Raw genomic sequence first — 13,685 nt, forward strand, 5'->3', positions numbered from 1 at the left:
TTGCCACGAATCAGAGTTTCTGTGGTGTTCAGGTCATACTTTGACCCCCTTGCACAAGCCCCATGGCAGTTCTGGGACGGCAGGCCATTCTTCAGGCGATTGACTCCGGGGTGATCACGATCACACCCTTCAAGCCTGAGCTTGTGGGTCCAGCCTCAGTGGATCTCACGCTGGCCAGCAGCTTCCGGGTGTTCCGCAAAGTGCATGAGGTGATTGCGGTGTGCGAGCACACCGATTACCGGCAGTTCACCGACAAGGTGGAGGTGTCCGAAGGAGAACACATCCTGATCATGCCCGGTGAAACAATCCTGGGGATCACCCGGGAGCGCCTCAGGCTTGGACCGGGATTGTGCGGTTGGTTGGAGGGGCGCAGCCGATTCGCCCGTTTGGGATTGATGGTGCACATCAGTGCTCCCTTCATGGGACCCGGGATCGACAGTCAGCAGGTGCTGGAGATGAGCAACTTCGGCCCGGCACCGTTGGCCGTGGTTCCTGGTACCGCCATCTGCCAGTTCATCTTTCAGGAGCTGGATGGTGAGGAGCACTACGACGGTCGTTTTGCTGGCCAGACCCAGCAGAGCTTCTGATCGCGCGTTGATTCAGCCGCCGATCATCTGACGGCGCACCAGGGAGTCCCAGAGACGGGTGGGGATGAACCGTTGGATCAAGGCTGATTCCGACGAGCTGCCGCAGCGGTAGCGCGGGCTTGGATCAGCATCCGTGAGAGCGCGCTCGATGCAGGCGGCCACCACCTCAGGATCGGATCCTTGTCGGAAGCCTTCGCCCCACGCTTTTGCGACGTTGCGCATCATCGATCCCCATACCGGATCATCGCCGCCGGCCTCGAGTGATGGCTTGCTCACGGCTTCAAATCCTGTGCGGATCAATCCTGGCTCGATGACCACCACCTTCACGCCGAAGCTCTGAAGTTCCATGCGCAGGGCGTCGCTGATGGCCTCAACAGCGAATTTGCTGGCGCCGTACCAGCCGGCCCCCGGCGTCACGAATTGTCCTGCGATGGAGGAGATGTTCACAATCCGGCCCTGACCGCGCTTGCGCATCGCCGGAAGCAGCGCCTGGGTCAGGCCCATGAGCCCGAACACATTCACGTCAAACATCGCCCGTGCCGCATCAAGCGGCATGGTTTCCATTGGACCGATGGATCCATATCCAGCGTTGTTCACCAGGGCATCCAGGCCTTCGTGCTGGTCTGAAACTGCATCACTCAGTGCTTGTCGTGATCCCGGGTCCGTGATGTCGAGCGCATGCACGAAGGCACCGCGGCTGCGCAGATCCTCCATGGCATCGACCCGTCTCGCGGCTGCATGCACAGTCCAGCCCTTCTGCAACAGACGCAGGGCCGTGATTCGGCCGATGCCGCTGGAGGCACCGGTGATCAGAACGGTTCCAGGGGTTGTCATTCCTCAGCCCACGCCGCAGGCGATGCGCGCTCCACCACCACCCAGGGGTGGCACATCGCTGTAGGTGTCACCACCGGCGTGCACGACAAGGGCCCGTCCGCGCAGATCGGAGGTGCTCAGGCGCGGGGCGACCACGGTGGTTGTGGTGTTGCCATCGGCATCCACCACAAGCCTGCTGAGGTCGCCGCGGTGACCATTCCCGAATGGCCCGAGATGGGTGTTGGTTTCGTCGGGGTCCCAATGCCCTTTCGCCGCGAGGCCCGCCACCATCACGCCTTCGGCATTCAGAGCTGCATCGCAGGAGTCGCCGGCGTGCAGGTGGAATCCGTGCTCACCCTCGCTCAATCCCTGGAGTGATGGCGTGATCACGAGCCCTTGGTCGCTGTCATGGGCCTTCACGGTGCCGATCGGGTCTCCAACCCCCTCAGCGCTGATGGCGTGGAGTGTCACCTCCAGCGAACCGGCCGAGGCCTGGCCTGGCACGCACAACAACAGGATCAACGCGATCAGTGGCACGAGACGCGGCATGGAGAGTGTCCAAGTTGTTTCATTGTCGTTCAAACGGCGCTAGCGCGGTGTCGGTAGCGGTACCGCTTTGAAGTCAGCCAGCACCAGAGCAGCAGAAAGAATGGTCATGGGATGGCAACGGCGTAACGATCTTCGCGTCCGCCCTTGATGGCCATGGAGCGATCGGCCACGCTGGAGATGACCCATCAGGTCGCACCATGAAACGCTGGTTTCTCAAGGTTGCCTTTCGCATCGGCATGCCGCTTGCGCTCTGGCCGCTCAAGCTTCTCGATACGCCGCGCTCGCAGATTCAGCGTTAAGACCTCGAAGTCGCTAAGAGGGCAACGCTGCGATTGGAGTGGGACAATGGTTGGTCAGGTTCAGTCTTTTGCCCAACGTTGATTGCAACGGCTGCTGCATTTCATTTCTCCATCCGGGTAGTCATAGCCTGCCTTCCGAGCATTTTTTTCGACTTCGCCAGGGTTGGAGCCGCTGAATGTGCGGGTTGTTCTGGCACCAGCAGGGACAACCAACGCAAACGTCAAAACAACTGTTGCAGCTCCTGCACTGAGCCTGACTGGTAAAGAACCTTTCATGTCCGATCGAGCAATGCAATCGGCGCCAGATTAGTGCTGTTGGACCGTTGAAAACCCTGCGCTAAGCACCTTGGTGTTCCGAATCAACCAGTGCTGCATCAATTGCGGCACGTGCTGGCAATTCGATCCCGATCATTTCGCCCCCGAGGGTGAGAGGGCATTCGTGCACGCGCAGCCCGTTGGCCAGGAGGCCACAGAGCAGGCGCTTCTGGCTTTGCAGGCCTGCCCTGTGGCAGCGATCGAAACCGAGCGCCGCCTGCTCCAGACCACGCCGGTTGATGGCTTTCCTGCTCTGATCCAGGAGCATCCCGAGGGAACGATCTACTACTGCGGCTGGGCGTCGCGGCGCAGTTTTGGCGCCTGCAGTTGGTTGATTACCAGGCCCTCCGGAAACGTAATGGTGGATGTTCCGCGTTGGAGCGCGCCTCTGGCCCGGCGGATCCAGGCCCTGGGTGGCTTGCGCTTCATCGTGCTCACCCACCGCGATGATGTGGCGGACCACGCGCGTTGGGCCAGCGCGTTGGGTTGTGAACGCTGGATTCATGCGGCGGATGCGGACGCGGCCCCGGAGGCGGAACATCTGATCACAGGCGGCGATGCGCTGGCGATTGCCGAAGGCTTCCAGCTCATCCCCACGCCAGGGCACACCGAGGGATCGCTCTGCGCGTTGCTGGGGGATGAACGCGCTGTGCTCTTCAGTGGCGATCACCTCTGGTGGAACCCCGAGCATGCGGTGGTGGTGGCTTCAGAGCGCTACTGCTGGTGGGACTTTGCAATCCAGCTTGCGTCTGTGGAGCGGCTGCTGAACCTTGATGTGGCCTTGCTGCTGCCCGGGCATGGCCGCCGGCATGCCTTTGCACCGGGAGCCTGGCGTAGCGCTCTTGAGCAGACCTTGCGCTGGAATCGGCGCCATCATGAAACCTGATCAGGACCAATTGATGCAGGCTGTTTTCAACGGCACGGTGATTGCCGAGAGCGACGACATCGTGATGGTGGATGGCAATCCTTATTTCCCGCGCGCGTCGATGCACGCCGACTACTTCCGCGACTCCAGTCACACCACGGTGTGTGGTTGGAAAGGCACCGCCCGCTACTGGGATGTGGTGGTTGGTGATCAGGTGATCAGCAATGCGGTTTGGAGTTATGAGTCGCCGAAGCCCGAAGCCGAACAGATTCGCGAGCGTTTCGCCTTCTATCGCGGCAAGGGTGTGGAGCTGAGCTGAGGATTCAGCGTTTTCGCTGCCGGCGGCTCGCCTTGCGCGTGCCTCCGTACTGATACCCGGGTTGGCGTTCAACCTGCAACCAGCACTGCGGGCAGATCAAAGACCAGTCTTTGATCAGATTGCTGCGCACGCGGTAGTGCACAGGGCCAGGGCTCTGGCACAAGGCGCAGGCAATCATCTGCTGCTTGTGTTGACTCGGGCTCGCCGCAGGCGTGTCGTCGGGGTGGGGCATGCACAGCGTGGCTACCTTGCAGAAGCATGCATCGACCCATGAGTAAGGCCACAAAACTGCTGATGGCGCTGGATCGAGTTCTGCTGGCGATCGACGACTTCGGCGACGATCCTCTGAGCGAAATTGACGCTGTGCTGACCCGGCTTGAACCTGACATTCAGCAGGTGGAGATCAGGGGCCGTGACAAACACCAGGCTGAGATTTACGTGGCCAGGGACCGCGCCTCCGTCAAGGTTGAGGTTCTCAATCGGGTGATGGAGCGATGCCATCAGAAACGGTGATGGCTGGCCTGATTTGTGCGTGATTGCTGAAGAGCGCGTTCGTTGTCTTGGGGGTCTCGACAGGATTCACCCATGTGCACCTCCCATCCCGATCGACGCCAGAAACCCCTGATCTCCAGCGCTCAGGGCTGGTTGTTGAACCGCCAGGAGGGACTTGTCGTGCGCTTTCAGCAAGCCATGCCCCCGTCCAGTGCCGAGTGGGTCTGGGTGGAAACGGGGCGTTTTCTTGCACCAGGCCAGGCCACGCCTGAGCAGCGCAGACGGTTGTTGCGCGTGAATGCCATCAAGGCGTTCGAAACGATGCGCTTGACGGGATGGGAGCGAACGATCGCCCATTGGTGAGGCCGCTTAATGAGTACTTTTACTCAGTTTGTATGAATACAGTGTTTTTCGCTACGCAACGTCCAGAGGATTGGTTATCTGTGATGGAGGGAGCGAAACATCTCCTTTGCGTCGAGTGGGTGAGCTGAGGGGCTTGCCCATTTTTTTGGCTCACTGATCGCGCCAGGGATACCGCCCCTCCTGAAGCAGCATCTTGAGATTGCGCTGGGCGATGGCAGCCGTGGCAGGGTCTGCCCAGCGGTCGAGCAGGGGGATCGCACTCTCAACGGTGGCGATCTCCTCGCTGTGCAGAAGAGGCATCAACCAGAACTGCCGCCGGGGGCGTTCCGGTTCGTTCTGAATCCAGCCCCGCCGCAGTGCTTCGCGGCTGAGGTTCACGGCGCGTGCATCCCCTGCAAAGGCTTGGGCCTGTCCGCGCCAGACATGACGGCTGAACTGATCCAGCAGCAGAACCAGCGCGAGTGCGGAACACGCGTCTTGCTCCCAGGCGATCAGACCGCCTGTTTGCGCCGATAGGCAAAGAGCGCCGAAGCGATCTCTGATGCGTTGATCGAAGCTTGGATTGCGCTTGAACCACTGCCAAGGGCGACAGTCTTCAAACCAGAATCGGAGAATCGCGTCGGAATCTCGCTCCGGTTCAGTCAGAACCACGCACCCGCTTCACGGCCAGGCCTGCTTCGCTGGCTGTCACTGCCGACAGCAGGACAAGTCCAAGAAGCCCGATCAACTGATTCTGGGGATCGGCGTCTGGCTCAGCGTTCAATCCCAGAGCTGCACCGGCAACAAACCAGGCGGTGGCCAAAGCCGAGGTGAGCCAATAAGCCTTCCAGCGACGTTGGTAGAGATACCCCGCACCCAGGCCTGGAACCACGTTCAACACCACGGCGACCCATCCGGCGGATGCCGCAAGGATTTGCTCCGGGCTGGGACCTGCGTTCGATTCCGGTGTTGTCATGCCTTGCTCCGGCTGGCAGCGGCATAGGCCACGGCGCCACCGGCAACGAGGGTGAGAACGCCGGTGCTCAGGAGAAACCCGGTCAACATGATCAAGCCGAGAAAGGAGCCGAGCAGCGACATCTTCACGCGCAGAAGCTTGGACTTGATCAGAAGCACCAGCAGCAGCGTCACTGTGGCCTTGAGGCCTGCGATCTTAGCGGCGCTGATCGGGCAGAGGGGAAAGAAGGGGGGGAGCATCGACGGAGGGTGCACAGGGGTGCGACTCTTTCACTCTGACGTGTTCGCTCGTTCGCTGTGGCTCAATGTCTGCGATGGCTTGTCTTGAACGTCGTGCTTCTGGTTGGCCTTGCTGTTGCCTCAACACCGGTCTCAGCGGCCTGGATCTGTGATGGCGATCGACTCACGGCGGAACCACTCACCCTCGGACAGGACGCCATTGGTGTGACGGAGTCTCCGCTGCCCAATAGCGCCGCAGGCACCGTGCCGGGTGATGGGGTGTTGCTCCACTGGCGCGGCGTCACCCTTCAGCTTCCCCGCACCAACAATGCAGGGACTCCGAGTTACACCGATGGGCGTTGGTGGTGGCAGGTGGAGGATCCGCTGCACCCCGACTTTCGCGAGCGGCGCGGTGCCGTGATCAGCTACGCCTGCGACGCCTCGGAATGAGCTCAGGCTGCGGGAGCCAAACCCTGAAGCAGCAGGTATTCGTACACCGTCACAGCCAGCACCACGAGTCCGATTCCACTGAGAAGTAGTCGTCCGTCCATGGTGGTGTCGGCTCAGCCGCAGTGGGCTCAAGATCGCTTCATGATGGTGTTTTGCGCAGCTGCGTGCACGATCCCCGTTGGATTCTTGTTGCTTGGGGGGTCGTGGCTTTGGCGGCGGCCCTGCGTTTCTGGCGCATGACGCAGCCTTTCCGGGCCGGATTGTCGGCGCAGAATCGCTTGGGGGCTACCGATCTCGATCAAGCACGGGCGTCGTTGGAGCGCTCCTGGCGACAAGGAGAGCGTCACGGCTCCAGCTGAGCATTGCTTTCAGCGCCATTACATTGAACGAATGAATCCGTCGATGTCACGCCAGCAGATCGAAGAGGAGCTTGAGCAGGCCCGGGCGATGGGGCGCTGGCTCAGCGACGAGGAACGCGATCAGCTGGCAGCGCAGAAGCAAGGTGAACGCCTCGCTCTCGAGCGCGATCAGCACTTGCGCAAGCGCCTCATGGTGTTGACAGGTGTGTTTCTGCTGATCCCACCGTTGTGGCCCGCTGCTGCTGGCCTTGCGGTGTATCTGCTCTTCCCGCAGTCATTCCGTCGGCTGATGTTGTTGGCGGGTGGAAGTCTTCTGGTGCTCCTCGCCCTGGGCGTGGGCACTGTTGGGATCGCTCTGGCGCTTCTCTGGGCTGTTCTGAACTGACGCTCACAGCAGCGTCAGGATCTGTAGACATTGTGTTGTTCGGTACAGACGATTGTTATCTGCATCACTATCAGCTGGTCCGCGCGTGTGGTGACGCAGACCGCGGTCGAGGGCTCACCTCTCGGATGCATCCGGGGGCGGAGCCTTCATGGTTGGGGCATCCGGGTCAAAGTCGACCGGTTCAGCATCCTGGTTTTGGATCATGTCCTCGTCGTCCAACGTGGCCGCAGCAGGGATGGCGCCCGTGATGAGCACGAGGCAGGCCGTGATGATCAGAGCTGCAGGATGACCCAGGCGAGTGAGCAGCCCACGACGAGGGATAGGACCCCCAGGAGTGCCCGCCAGAACCTGGGATCGTTGGGTTGAAACACCAAGCACGTCAGGCGCAGCTGTGAATCAGTTTGATCGAGCCGTTGTCCACCTGGCGGAGAAGATCCGTGCGCAGGCGTTGGTCCTGGTCGTCGAGTTCCTGAAGCATCAACACCGAGCGATAGCTGTCGACGCTGATGCGACTGTGCAGCTTGGCCTTCAAGTACAGCTCAACCATGGTTGAAACCTTTCGGCATCAACGCTAGTCAACGCCAACTGGGCAGCGTGATGGAACGAGCGGGCTCCATCGGCCTGTCTTCCTGTCTTCAGCGCATCAAGGGGGGCGGACCCTGGCGCATGATCCAGCTGGTGGCCGCTTTCTGGGTCTGCCAGGCCTGCATCAGTTGCTTGGCAAGCTGCCGAAGTTGATCCGGATCCTGAGTGGTGTCGAGAGCTCGGTTGAACTGCTCGATCTGAAACCGTTGTTCGGTGCTGAGTTGAATGCTGCCGTTCATCGCGATCTCCGGTTGCGGATGCACGCAAGGTACGGGTCTTAATCAAACGATTTGTTGCAGATCACACGCTTGCACCCGCCTGTCAGCAGTCGCGCACCTGCAATTTGTTAAGCGCTCAAAGGAGGCCGCGGTGTTGCACAAAGCGCTGGATCATCGCCCAGGAGCCCAGGGTCACCTTCAGGGCCACCAGCAGATTCAGCAGCGGAATCCAGCCTCCGCTCAGCAGGCTTCCGAACTCACCGGCCCCTGGCGATAGTCCTTCGAGGGCCAGAAAGGACAGAACCACAAAACCCATCACCGCCGCCTTTTCCCAAAGATCTGCATGCCAGCGTTCGTGGAGCCGGCGACTGCGTTCACTTCCGCCGCTAATCAGCACCAGACCGATGGCGGTGCCGCCAGCAACCCCTGCGGCGAATCCACCGCCCGGGCTCAGGTGGCCTCGCACTGCCAGCTCAACTGCCACAAGGGCGGCCAGCGTTGCCACCTGTTCGCAGACCACGCGCGAGGGAATGTCGCTCAAGCTCCGGATCCGTGTCCGCAGGGGTTCGTCACGCAGCAGCATGCGCACACCGATGGACGCCAAGGTGAACACCACCACTTCGCCGATGGTGTCGAACAAACGGATGTGCAAGATCACCCCCGACACCAGATTGGGCACGTCCCCCTCGGCCGCCAGCCCACGGATCAGCTCACCCATGCCACCCACCTGAGGTAACGGTCCCGTGAGCGGTGCCGCGAAGAGCGCAATGGCAGCCAGCACATAAAGCCAGATCATGGTGTCGGCTCCTCTGGTGTGATCAGCACCCCGCCGCTCTTGCACCAATGCTTGAATCCGGGAGTGTTCTGGAGACGTTGCTTCAGAGATGGCTGCAGGATTGTGAGTCGACCTTGATCCTCCAGCCATCCATGGGGTGCTGCGCCCTGCCGAACCAGTCTGAGCCGCAGGTGCAAGGGCTGAATCCATTGGTTCAGAACCTGGGCTTCAGCGTCGGCTGATGGCTCCAGTTCGGTGCTGCGCCGATCCTCGAGGCGGAGGGTCATCGACGAACGCAGAGCAATCACATAAAGGGTGGTGGACAGCAAGGTTCCCACCATCGCCTCGGTGAGAGCCACATCCGGTGCACCCAGGAGCACATACAGCAGTGTGGCCACTGATCCAAAGACGCCCCGCAGCATCAGGGCCTGATAGGGGTTGTCTTGGCAGACCATCAGTACGGACACCAGCGGAAGCAACGCGGTGATCGGCAACAGCAGACCGAGGGAGCCTTGAAGACTCAACAGGGAGAGATCGAAATCAGGAAGCATCACCCAGCTCCTGCGCTTTGGCATTCAGCAGTCGGCTCTGGTGAACCCCCCGGGCGACCACGTATCCGAAGATCGTGTTCCAGAGCATCAGTCCCAGCATGGCCAGGCCGTAGAGAGGCCACCAGTCGGGACGTCGAATCAGAAGCCCCAACAGCATCAGCAGCGACCCGAGGGAGTCGGAAACCGTGAGCTTGTGCAACCGGTCGAGCAGGGGACGCACCTCCAGCAGAGGCCAACTGCCCCAGAACCAGAGAAACAGTCCCGCAAACAGAAACAGCAGGCTTGCAGCCTCCTTCAGAAGCACAACACTCATGGTTCTCTCTCCTCCAGAAGCCTGGCCAGCAAAAGCATTCCGGCATCACCGGCGCTGAGCATCAAGGCGCCAACCAAGGCGATCATGCGATCGCCGCGCATCACGGCCACCACCAGGGCCAGCATCGCCACTTTGGTGCCGATGCTTCCAAACGCCGCCAGGCGATCCCACACACTGCCGTTGCGGCAGAGAAGCGCGATCGGAATCAACAGGGCGATCACCATGCCCCAGAGCAACAAGGTCATTGCGGTGTCCTCCCGCCAGTCGGCGCCTGCCCCCGGCGTGGTGCAGGGCGCAAGCGATGGATCCTGTAGCGATGGTGCGATCCTTCCACGGCATCCTCAACGCGCACCAGGTCGAGCACCAGGGTGAAGGGTGTGAGCGTGATCGCCAGCAGTTCCAGAAACACCACCAGCGGTGTGGCGGTACCACTGGCACGATGCTCGGTTTCATCGCAGTGTTCGCGCCCACCGGCAACGATCAACGCCACTGCTTCGCCGTAGGCCTGGGGAATGGCGACCAGGCTCTGGCCGACTGCCTTGAGCAGCGGTGCCACCCGTTCGCCGTGGTGGTGCGCTCGTGGCAGAAGAATCGCCACCAGCAGGCCAAACAGCAGGTTGGTTCTGTTGGTTTCGCCTGTGAGCAACACCCACAGCAGCAACCGGAACCCCAGGCTGAATACCACGGTCATCCCCAACCCTCCATGACATGAAGGCTCAGCAGCATTCCTGCTCCAACCACAGCCAGGCTGCCGATCAGGTCCTGGAGTGATTCCAGATCCGGCCAGCGACGTTCCAGTGCAGGCCGCCACCGCTGCAGACCCCGGTCCAACAGCAGACCGAGGGCGAAGATCAGTCCGGTCACGGCGAGCTTCTCAGCATCGTGGCTGGGAGCAACGGCGAGGCTGATCAGAGCCGATGCACCGATCAGCACCACCACGAGCAGGGTGATGCTGCCCCCTGATGGTGACTGGACAGCGTTGCTGCCTTTGTTGCTCCCGTTGGGGGCACACCACGGAGCACCCCAGAGCCTGGCGTACACCGCCACACTGCCGATGGACGCCAAGAGCACGGCCGCGGCCCAGAACGGTGGCAACGCAGACTCCAGCTCCGATTTGGCGATGGACCCGATCAACCAGGGGAAGCCGGCGATGGAGAGGGATCCGATCCAGAGGGGAACCTGCAATCTGGCCGGCAGGGGACGCTGACGCCAGCTGTTGAGGTGGGTGGAGTCGACGCCTCCGCTCATCAGAAACAACAGGGCTTTGCCGAGTCCATGCGCGAAGGCCATCAGTCCTCCGGCCATCGGTGAGAGGGCCACAAGCCCCATCTGGGACAGCGTGCTCCAGGCCAGCAGTCGGCGCAGGTCGGTTTCGGTGAGCGCCCGCAACAGGCCGAGCACCGCACTGGCGATGCCGATCCAGCGAACGAGGGGAGTCAGTCCTGGGTCGATCTGCATCAGTCGCAACAGAGGCAGAACCCCGGCGGTGACCACAACCCCTGAATGCAATGCGGCCACTTCCGGTCTGGCGGCTGCATGACTGCGAGGCAGCCAGAGCCCTGGCAGGAACAGTCCGCCCTTGCTGAAGAGGCCGAGAAGAATCAGCACCTGGGCGCTGCCCAATTCCAGGCCTGCCAAAGCCTCCATGCTGAAGCTGCCAGTGCGCACGTACACCAGTCCGGTGCCGATCAGATACAGGGTCATGGCCGTGCTCGCGACCAGCAGATACCGGAGCGCGATCCAGAACGAACGCGGTGCCTCCCGGCGCAGTTGCAGCAGGAACGCTGCAATGCCCACCACTTCCAGGGCGACATAAAGACTGATGAGGTCTGTCACCACGAAGCAGGTGTTCAGTCCTCCGAGCATCACGGCAGGCACCAGGGGGCCACTGGCACCCTCGAGGTTGCGGCTGGCCAGTCGGGTGGCGCCCAGCACCACGCCATTGAGCAGCAGAAACCAGGCCGCTGTGGCATCGATGCTCAAACTGATGCCGTTGCTGCCGACCAGGTTGAGGCTGATGCTCTCGCCCAGCAGCAGAGAGGGCAGGGCCATCAGCACCGTGGCCAGACAGCAGAGCAGCAGGGGCCATTCTCCCAGCTCTGGTACGAGAGCACCGAAAAAGGCCAGCAGATAAGGCGCCAGCAGCCAGCCCACCACCACCGCTGGGGTGAGCAAGGACACCAGAATCGCCTCAGGGGTCATCAGCACGGGTCCTCACTGTCAAAGGTGCGCACGTCCAGCAGGGGGTCGCGCACGGAGAGGCGGCTGATCACCGCCAGCAGCAGGGCTTGGCTGGAGAGCCCGATCACGATGGCTGTGAGAATCACGGCCTGGGGAATCGGGTCTGCGACAGCGGCCAGGGCCTGATCGGTCTCGCCGTTGGAGAGAATTGGACTGCGCAGACCCGTGCGGGCCGCGAAAAGAACAAACAACGACACCACCGATCCGCCCATCACATCCATGGCCAGAACCTTCAGGTAGAGGTTGCGGCGGAGCAGCAGTCCGAGAAATCCACTCAGCAGGCTGAGCAGGATCAGCAGCTCCAGGAGGCGGATGGTGGCCATTCAATGATTAACCGCTAACGGCTCGGGGTACTGGGGGCTGCGACCCCTTGCAGGGATTGCAAATCGATCCCTCACCACCGCGAGCGGGTCACTGAAGTGATCCCAGGGATCGATGTCGCGAATCAGGTCGGTGTTCACATGACTTCCGTGCTCGAGGCCTGCAAAGACCCTTTCGGGATCCAGTTGTCTCCATTCCCCCGGGATGAACGGAGAAACGCCGATGCCGAGTTCAAACTCAGCCATCACAAACATGATCACATCGAAGGGATCGAGGCGCTCAAAACCGGCCTGGAAGCCCACCACACCGCCTTCCTCTGCGGCCGTCGTTCCATACCCTCCGAGCACATGGCAGCAGTCATGGCGAAACACCGGTGGTGGAGGTCCTCCCGTTGCTCCAGGGAATGCGAAGTCGTTGCGCTCGATGAAGTCGGCATAGGCCTTGCCGAAGCTTCCGGGTGGATAGCCGCGGAGGGTTTGAAAGCGCTCGAGCATGCTGCGGTCCTCATGGCCGCTGAGCACCTTGAGGGTTGATGCAAACGCGGGAAGACCACCATCACGCACGGTGGCTTCAATCGCCTGCCGTAAAAAACCACGTCGGGCGATGTCGAAGCGAACGATCATCTGGCGATCCAGCATCACGTTCCTGTAGGTCTTCACCGGTCGGGCATCGACCCCGAATGCCTCGGCAGCAGCATCCAGCAGGGAGAGGATCTCGGAGTCAGGCTCACCATCGAACATGGCGACGAGCGTCATCCCCCGCAGGATCCGTTCTTTCCATTCAGGATCGGGATCACAGGCACTGACCGCCTGCGCCATGGCCGCGGGCGTGAGGCTGGGGCGCTGTTGTAAATCGCAGTCCACCTGAAGAAGGTGGTCGCGGATGGCGCAGATCCCAGCCAAAGCACGTTGAGACGGCTCACCCCGCAGGCGCGCCACTGTCATCAGACATGACAATCCGCTCTCCGCCAGACAACGCCGAAGCTCGCTGCTGAGGGGACGTCCGGGATGAATGACCATGGCGATCACCGGCGCTCATCCACCAGTGATAGCCATGGGGTGAGAAACAGCCTCAGATGCTGTAGCGGTAGCCGCGATACCGCAGCTCAGTGGTTTTGCGTTCAGCCTTTTCGGGCTGATTGGCATCCAGTGATTCAGCGTCGCGCTGATCTTTTGCCATCAGCTGTTGGGCCTTTCTAAGGGCCTCAGCTTTGACAAGGCGAGATTTCGTTAGTTGAAGAGTGTTCATCGCTGAACTCCACAGTGTTCACACCCCCGTTGCTTGGTGTGAAACGAACTGCAGCCCGAAGGCTCAACGTGTATTGACTTTAATCGGATCGGCATGGAATTGTCACGCGGTGGCTGGTTTGTATTCCCTACTCCTGTCGGTTGCCGTGGCTTCAGGGGCAATGCTGATCGAACGCCCCTTCTGTGATGGGGTGAAAAAGGCTGGCCAGTATTTCACTGGCTCCAATGTCTTCTGTTTATCCACCGCTCTTGTGAACACCGAGGCTCGGGCTGTGGAAACCCTTGCCCATGAAATGGTTCACCTAGCCCAGGATTGTGCCGGGGGTGGATTGCAGACCGACGCCTATGCCCTGCTTCTTTCAGAGCAGCCACCCAGCGTGGCCGCGGCTGAAGAAGAGGCCTATCAGCTAGAACGCGATCCCCGGCGCGTGGTGGAGCTGGTGCGTCTGCACTGCTATTGATCAC

General features: G+C 61.2%; 26 protein-coding genes. 9 read left to right on the plus strand and 17 right to left on the minus strand.

What is annotated here, in order from left to right:
• The first annotated feature begins 62 nt into the window (after window positions 1-62).
• On the plus strand, window positions 63-587 hold the full coding sequence (dcd, locus tag KQ296_RS10405) for a dCTP deaminase (protein ID WP_011932857.1): 525 nt from the start codon (window positions 63-65) through the stop codon (window positions 585-587).
• Window positions 588-599: 12 nt separating this feature from the next.
• Here dcd and KQ296_RS10410 read toward each other — a convergent pair whose 3' ends face one another.
• Entirely contained in the window at window positions 600-1,421 is an 822-nt protein-coding gene (locus KQ296_RS10410) for an SDR family NAD(P)-dependent oxidoreductase (RefSeq protein ID WP_011932858.1), read from the minus strand.
• 3 nt (window positions 1,422-1,424) lie between these two features.
• Window positions 1,425-1,949: a superoxide dismutase family protein gene (sodC, locus tag KQ296_RS10415; RefSeq protein WP_011932859.1), complete on the minus strand. Its 525-nt coding sequence runs from the start codon at window positions 1,947-1,949 to the stop codon at window positions 1,425-1,427.
• 648 nt (window positions 1,950-2,597) lie between these two features.
• Here sodC and KQ296_RS10420 point away from each other — a divergent pair.
• Window positions 2,598-3,449 (plus strand): MBL fold metallo-hydrolase, encoded by an 852-nt coding sequence (locus KQ296_RS10420; RefSeq protein WP_011932860.1) that lies wholly within the window; start codon window positions 2,598-2,600, stop codon window positions 3,447-3,449.
• A gap of 13 nt (window positions 3,450-3,462) precedes the next feature.
• The gene (locus KQ296_RS10425; protein ID WP_011932861.1) at window positions 3,463-3,747 is read left to right on the plus strand and encodes a DUF427 domain-containing protein; all 285 of its coding nucleotides are present in this window, start codon (window positions 3,463-3,465) and stop codon (window positions 3,745-3,747) included.
• Between the two features lie 4 nt (window positions 3,748-3,751).
• On the opposite strand, the gene KQ296_RS10430 is transcribed toward KQ296_RS10425, so the two are convergent.
• The gene (locus KQ296_RS10430) at window positions 3,752-3,979 is read right to left on the minus strand and encodes a hypothetical protein (protein WP_011932862.1); all 228 of its coding nucleotides are present in this window, start codon (window positions 3,977-3,979) and stop codon (window positions 3,752-3,754) included.
• 38 nt (window positions 3,980-4,017) lie between these two features.
• Here KQ296_RS10430 and KQ296_RS10435 point away from each other — a divergent pair, with 38 nt between their 5' ends.
• Window positions 4,018-4,260, plus strand: coding sequence for a hypothetical protein (locus KQ296_RS10435; protein ID WP_011932863.1), 243 nt, complete (start codon window positions 4,018-4,020; stop codon window positions 4,258-4,260).
• A 72-nt stretch (window positions 4,261-4,332) separates the two neighbouring features.
• Entirely contained in the window at window positions 4,333-4,602 is a 270-nt protein-coding gene (locus KQ296_RS10440; RefSeq protein WP_011932864.1) for a DUF1651 domain-containing protein, read from the plus strand.
• A 150-nt stretch (window positions 4,603-4,752) separates the two neighbouring features.
• Here KQ296_RS10440 and KQ296_RS10445 read toward each other — a convergent pair whose 3' ends face one another.
• Genes KQ296_RS10445 through KQ296_RS10455 form a run of 3 tightly spaced genes read right to left on the minus strand, consistent with a single transcriptional unit; the run spans window position 4,753 to window position 5,796 of the window.
• Window positions 4,753-5,253, minus strand: coding sequence for a DUF924 family protein (locus tag KQ296_RS10445; RefSeq protein ID WP_011932865.1), 501 nt, complete (start codon window positions 5,251-5,253; stop codon window positions 4,753-4,755).
• Window positions 5,240-5,557, minus strand: a complete 318-nt coding sequence (locus KQ296_RS10450; RefSeq protein ID WP_011932866.1) for a hypothetical protein — start codon at window positions 5,555-5,557, stop codon at window positions 5,240-5,242. Before KQ296_RS10450 ends, KQ296_RS10445 begins: the two co-directional genes overlap by 14 nt.
• Window positions 5,554-5,796 (minus strand): hypothetical protein, encoded by a 243-nt coding sequence (locus KQ296_RS10455; RefSeq protein ID WP_011932867.1) that lies wholly within the window; start codon window positions 5,794-5,796, stop codon window positions 5,554-5,556. Before KQ296_RS10455 ends, KQ296_RS10450 begins: the two co-directional genes overlap by 4 nt.
• A 93-nt stretch (window positions 5,797-5,889) precedes the next feature.
• Here KQ296_RS10455 and KQ296_RS10460 point away from each other — a divergent pair, with 93 nt between their 5' ends.
• The 3 genes from KQ296_RS10460 (at window position 5,890) to KQ296_RS10470 (ending at window position 6,969) form a co-directional block, all read left to right on the plus strand.
• Window positions 5,890-6,225 (plus strand): hypothetical protein, encoded by a 336-nt coding sequence (locus KQ296_RS10460; protein ID WP_011932868.1) that lies wholly within the window; start codon window positions 5,890-5,892, stop codon window positions 6,223-6,225.
• Between the two features lie 164 nt (window positions 6,226-6,389).
• On the plus strand, window positions 6,390-6,584 hold the full coding sequence (locus KQ296_RS10465) for a hypothetical protein (protein WP_186473000.1): 195 nt from the start codon (window positions 6,390-6,392) through the stop codon (window positions 6,582-6,584).
• Window positions 6,585-6,627: 43 nt separating this feature from the next.
• A complete protein-coding gene (locus KQ296_RS10470; protein WP_011932870.1) occupies window positions 6,628-6,969 on the plus strand; it encodes a hypothetical protein in 342 nt (113 codons plus the stop codon).
• A 114-nt stretch (window positions 6,970-7,083) separates the two neighbouring features.
• Here the strand turns inward: KQ296_RS10470 and KQ296_RS10475 are convergent, their stop codons facing one another.
• From KQ296_RS10475 to KQ296_RS10525, 11 genes are all read right to left on the minus strand, one after another.
• Window positions 7,084-7,347, minus strand: coding sequence for a hypothetical protein (locus KQ296_RS10475; protein ID WP_011932871.1), 264 nt, complete (start codon window positions 7,345-7,347; stop codon window positions 7,084-7,086).
• A 1-nt stretch (window position 7,348) separates the two neighbouring features.
• Complete coding sequence (locus tag KQ296_RS10480) at window positions 7,349-7,516, minus strand: hypothetical protein (protein ID WP_011932872.1); 168 nt, start codon at window positions 7,514-7,516, stop codon at window positions 7,349-7,351.
• Between the two features lie 88 nt (window positions 7,517-7,604).
• Window positions 7,605-7,793, minus strand: coding sequence for a hypothetical protein (locus KQ296_RS10485; protein ID WP_041428805.1), 189 nt, complete (start codon window positions 7,791-7,793; stop codon window positions 7,605-7,607).
• 115 nt (window positions 7,794-7,908) lie between these two features.
• A complete protein-coding gene (locus tag KQ296_RS10490) occupies window positions 7,909-8,568 on the minus strand; it encodes a Na(+)/H(+) antiporter subunit B (RefSeq protein ID WP_011932874.1) in 660 nt (219 codons plus the stop codon).
• Window positions 8,565-9,098, minus strand: a complete 534-nt coding sequence (locus KQ296_RS10495) for a hydrogenase subunit MbhD domain-containing protein (RefSeq protein WP_011932875.1) — start codon at window positions 9,096-9,098, stop codon at window positions 8,565-8,567. Before KQ296_RS10495 ends, KQ296_RS10490 begins: the two co-directional genes overlap by 4 nt.
• A complete protein-coding gene (locus KQ296_RS10500; RefSeq protein ID WP_011932876.1) occupies window positions 9,088-9,411 on the minus strand; it encodes a monovalent cation/H(+) antiporter subunit G in 324 nt (107 codons plus the stop codon). The genes KQ296_RS10495 and KQ296_RS10500 overlap by 11 nt, the downstream gene beginning before the upstream one ends.
• A complete protein-coding gene (locus tag KQ296_RS10505) occupies window positions 9,408-9,656 on the minus strand; it encodes a hypothetical protein (protein WP_011932877.1) in 249 nt (82 codons plus the stop codon). The genes KQ296_RS10500 and KQ296_RS10505 overlap by 4 nt, the downstream gene beginning before the upstream one ends.
• Window positions 9,653-10,102, minus strand: a complete 450-nt coding sequence (locus KQ296_RS10510) for a Na+/H+ antiporter subunit E (RefSeq protein WP_011932878.1) — start codon at window positions 10,100-10,102, stop codon at window positions 9,653-9,655. The genes KQ296_RS10505 and KQ296_RS10510 overlap by 4 nt, the downstream gene beginning before the upstream one ends.
• Complete coding sequence (locus tag KQ296_RS10515; protein ID WP_011932879.1) at window positions 10,099-11,613, minus strand: proton-conducting transporter membrane subunit; 1,515 nt, start codon at window positions 11,611-11,613, stop codon at window positions 10,099-10,101. Before KQ296_RS10515 ends, KQ296_RS10510 begins: the two co-directional genes overlap by 4 nt.
• On the minus strand, window positions 11,613-11,975 hold the full coding sequence (locus tag KQ296_RS10520) for a cation:proton antiporter subunit C (RefSeq protein ID WP_011932880.1): 363 nt from the start codon (window positions 11,973-11,975) through the stop codon (window positions 11,613-11,615). Before KQ296_RS10520 ends, KQ296_RS10515 begins: the two co-directional genes overlap by 1 nt.
• Complete coding sequence (locus tag KQ296_RS10525) at window positions 11,976-12,992, minus strand: hypothetical protein (RefSeq protein WP_011932881.1); 1,017 nt, start codon at window positions 12,990-12,992, stop codon at window positions 11,976-11,978.
• Window positions 12,993-13,330: 338 nt separating this feature from the next.
• Between KQ296_RS10525 and KQ296_RS10530 the strand changes: the two genes are divergently transcribed.
• Window positions 13,331-13,681, plus strand: coding sequence for a hypothetical protein (locus tag KQ296_RS10530; protein ID WP_259726485.1), 351 nt, complete (start codon window positions 13,331-13,333; stop codon window positions 13,679-13,681).
• Window positions 13,682-13,685: the final 4 nt, after the last annotated feature.

Source organism: Synechococcus sp. CS-197, from assembly GCF_025128215.1.
Classification (GTDB): domain Bacteria; phylum Cyanobacteriota; class Cyanobacteriia; order PCC-6307; family Cyanobiaceae; genus Synechococcus_C.

Excerpts from the sequence above, each read along its gene's own strand:
- KQ296_RS10500 (WP_011932876.1), bottom strand. The coding sequence starts at position 9,411 with ATGAGTGTTGTGCTTCTGAAGGAGGCTGCAAGCCTGCTGTTTCTGTTT.
- KQ296_RS10520 (WP_011932880.1), bottom strand. The coding sequence starts at position 11,975 with ATGGCCACCATCCGCCTCCTGGAGCTGCTGATCCTGCTCAGCCTGCTG.
- KQ296_RS10480 (WP_011932872.1), bottom strand. The coding sequence starts at position 7,516 with ATGGTTGAGCTGTACTTGAAGGCCAAGCTGCACAGTCGCATCAGCGTC.
- KQ296_RS10515 (WP_011932879.1), bottom strand. The coding sequence starts at position 11,613 with ATGACCCCTGAGGCGATTCTGGTGTCCTTGCTCACCCCAGCGGTGGTG.
- KQ296_RS10435 (WP_011932863.1), top strand. The coding sequence starts at position 4,018 with ATGAGTAAGGCCACAAAACTGCTGATGGCGCTGGATCGAGTTCTGCTG.
- dcd (WP_011932857.1), top strand. The coding sequence starts at position 63 with ATGGCAGTTCTGGGACGGCAGGCCATTCTTCAGGCGATTGACTCCGGG.
- KQ296_RS10455 (WP_011932867.1), bottom strand. The coding sequence starts at position 5,796 with ATGCTCCCCCCCTTCTTTCCCCTCTGCCCGATCAGCGCCGCTAAGATC.
- KQ296_RS10425 (WP_011932861.1), top strand. The coding sequence starts at position 3,463 with ATGCAGGCTGTTTTCAACGGCACGGTGATTGCCGAGAGCGACGACATC.
- KQ296_RS10525 (WP_011932881.1), bottom strand. The coding sequence starts at position 12,992 with ATGGTCATTCATCCCGGACGTCCCCTCAGCAGCGAGCTTCGGCGTTGT.
- sodC (WP_011932859.1), bottom strand. The coding sequence starts at position 1,949 with ATGCCGCGTCTCGTGCCACTGATCGCGTTGATCCTGTTGTTGTGCGTG.
- KQ296_RS10510 (WP_011932878.1), bottom strand. The coding sequence starts at position 10,102 with ATGACCGTGGTATTCAGCCTGGGGTTCCGGTTGCTGCTGTGGGTGTTG.
- KQ296_RS10440 (WP_011932864.1), top strand. The coding sequence starts at position 4,333 with ATGTGCACCTCCCATCCCGATCGACGCCAGAAACCCCTGATCTCCAGC.
- KQ296_RS10450 (WP_011932866.1), bottom strand. The coding sequence starts at position 5,557 with ATGACAACACCGGAATCGAACGCAGGTCCCAGCCCGGAGCAAATCCTT.
- KQ296_RS10430 (WP_011932862.1), bottom strand. The coding sequence starts at position 3,979 with ATGCCCCACCCCGACGACACGCCTGCGGCGAGCCCGAGTCAACACAAG.
- KQ296_RS10485 (WP_041428805.1), bottom strand. The coding sequence starts at position 7,793 with ATGAACGGCAGCATTCAACTCAGCACCGAACAACGGTTTCAGATCGAG.
- KQ296_RS10470 (WP_011932870.1), top strand. The coding sequence starts at position 6,628 with ATGTCACGCCAGCAGATCGAAGAGGAGCTTGAGCAGGCCCGGGCGATG.
- KQ296_RS10490 (WP_011932874.1), bottom strand. The coding sequence starts at position 8,568 with ATGATCTGGCTTTATGTGCTGGCTGCCATTGCGCTCTTCGCGGCACCG.
- KQ296_RS10495 (WP_011932875.1), bottom strand. The coding sequence starts at position 9,098 with ATGCTTCCTGATTTCGATCTCTCCCTGTTGAGTCTTCAAGGCTCCCTC.
- KQ296_RS10505 (WP_011932877.1), bottom strand. The coding sequence starts at position 9,656 with ATGACCTTGTTGCTCTGGGGCATGGTGATCGCCCTGTTGATTCCGATC.
- KQ296_RS10410 (WP_011932858.1), bottom strand. The coding sequence starts at position 1,421 with ATGACAACCCCTGGAACCGTTCTGATCACCGGTGCCTCCAGCGGCATC.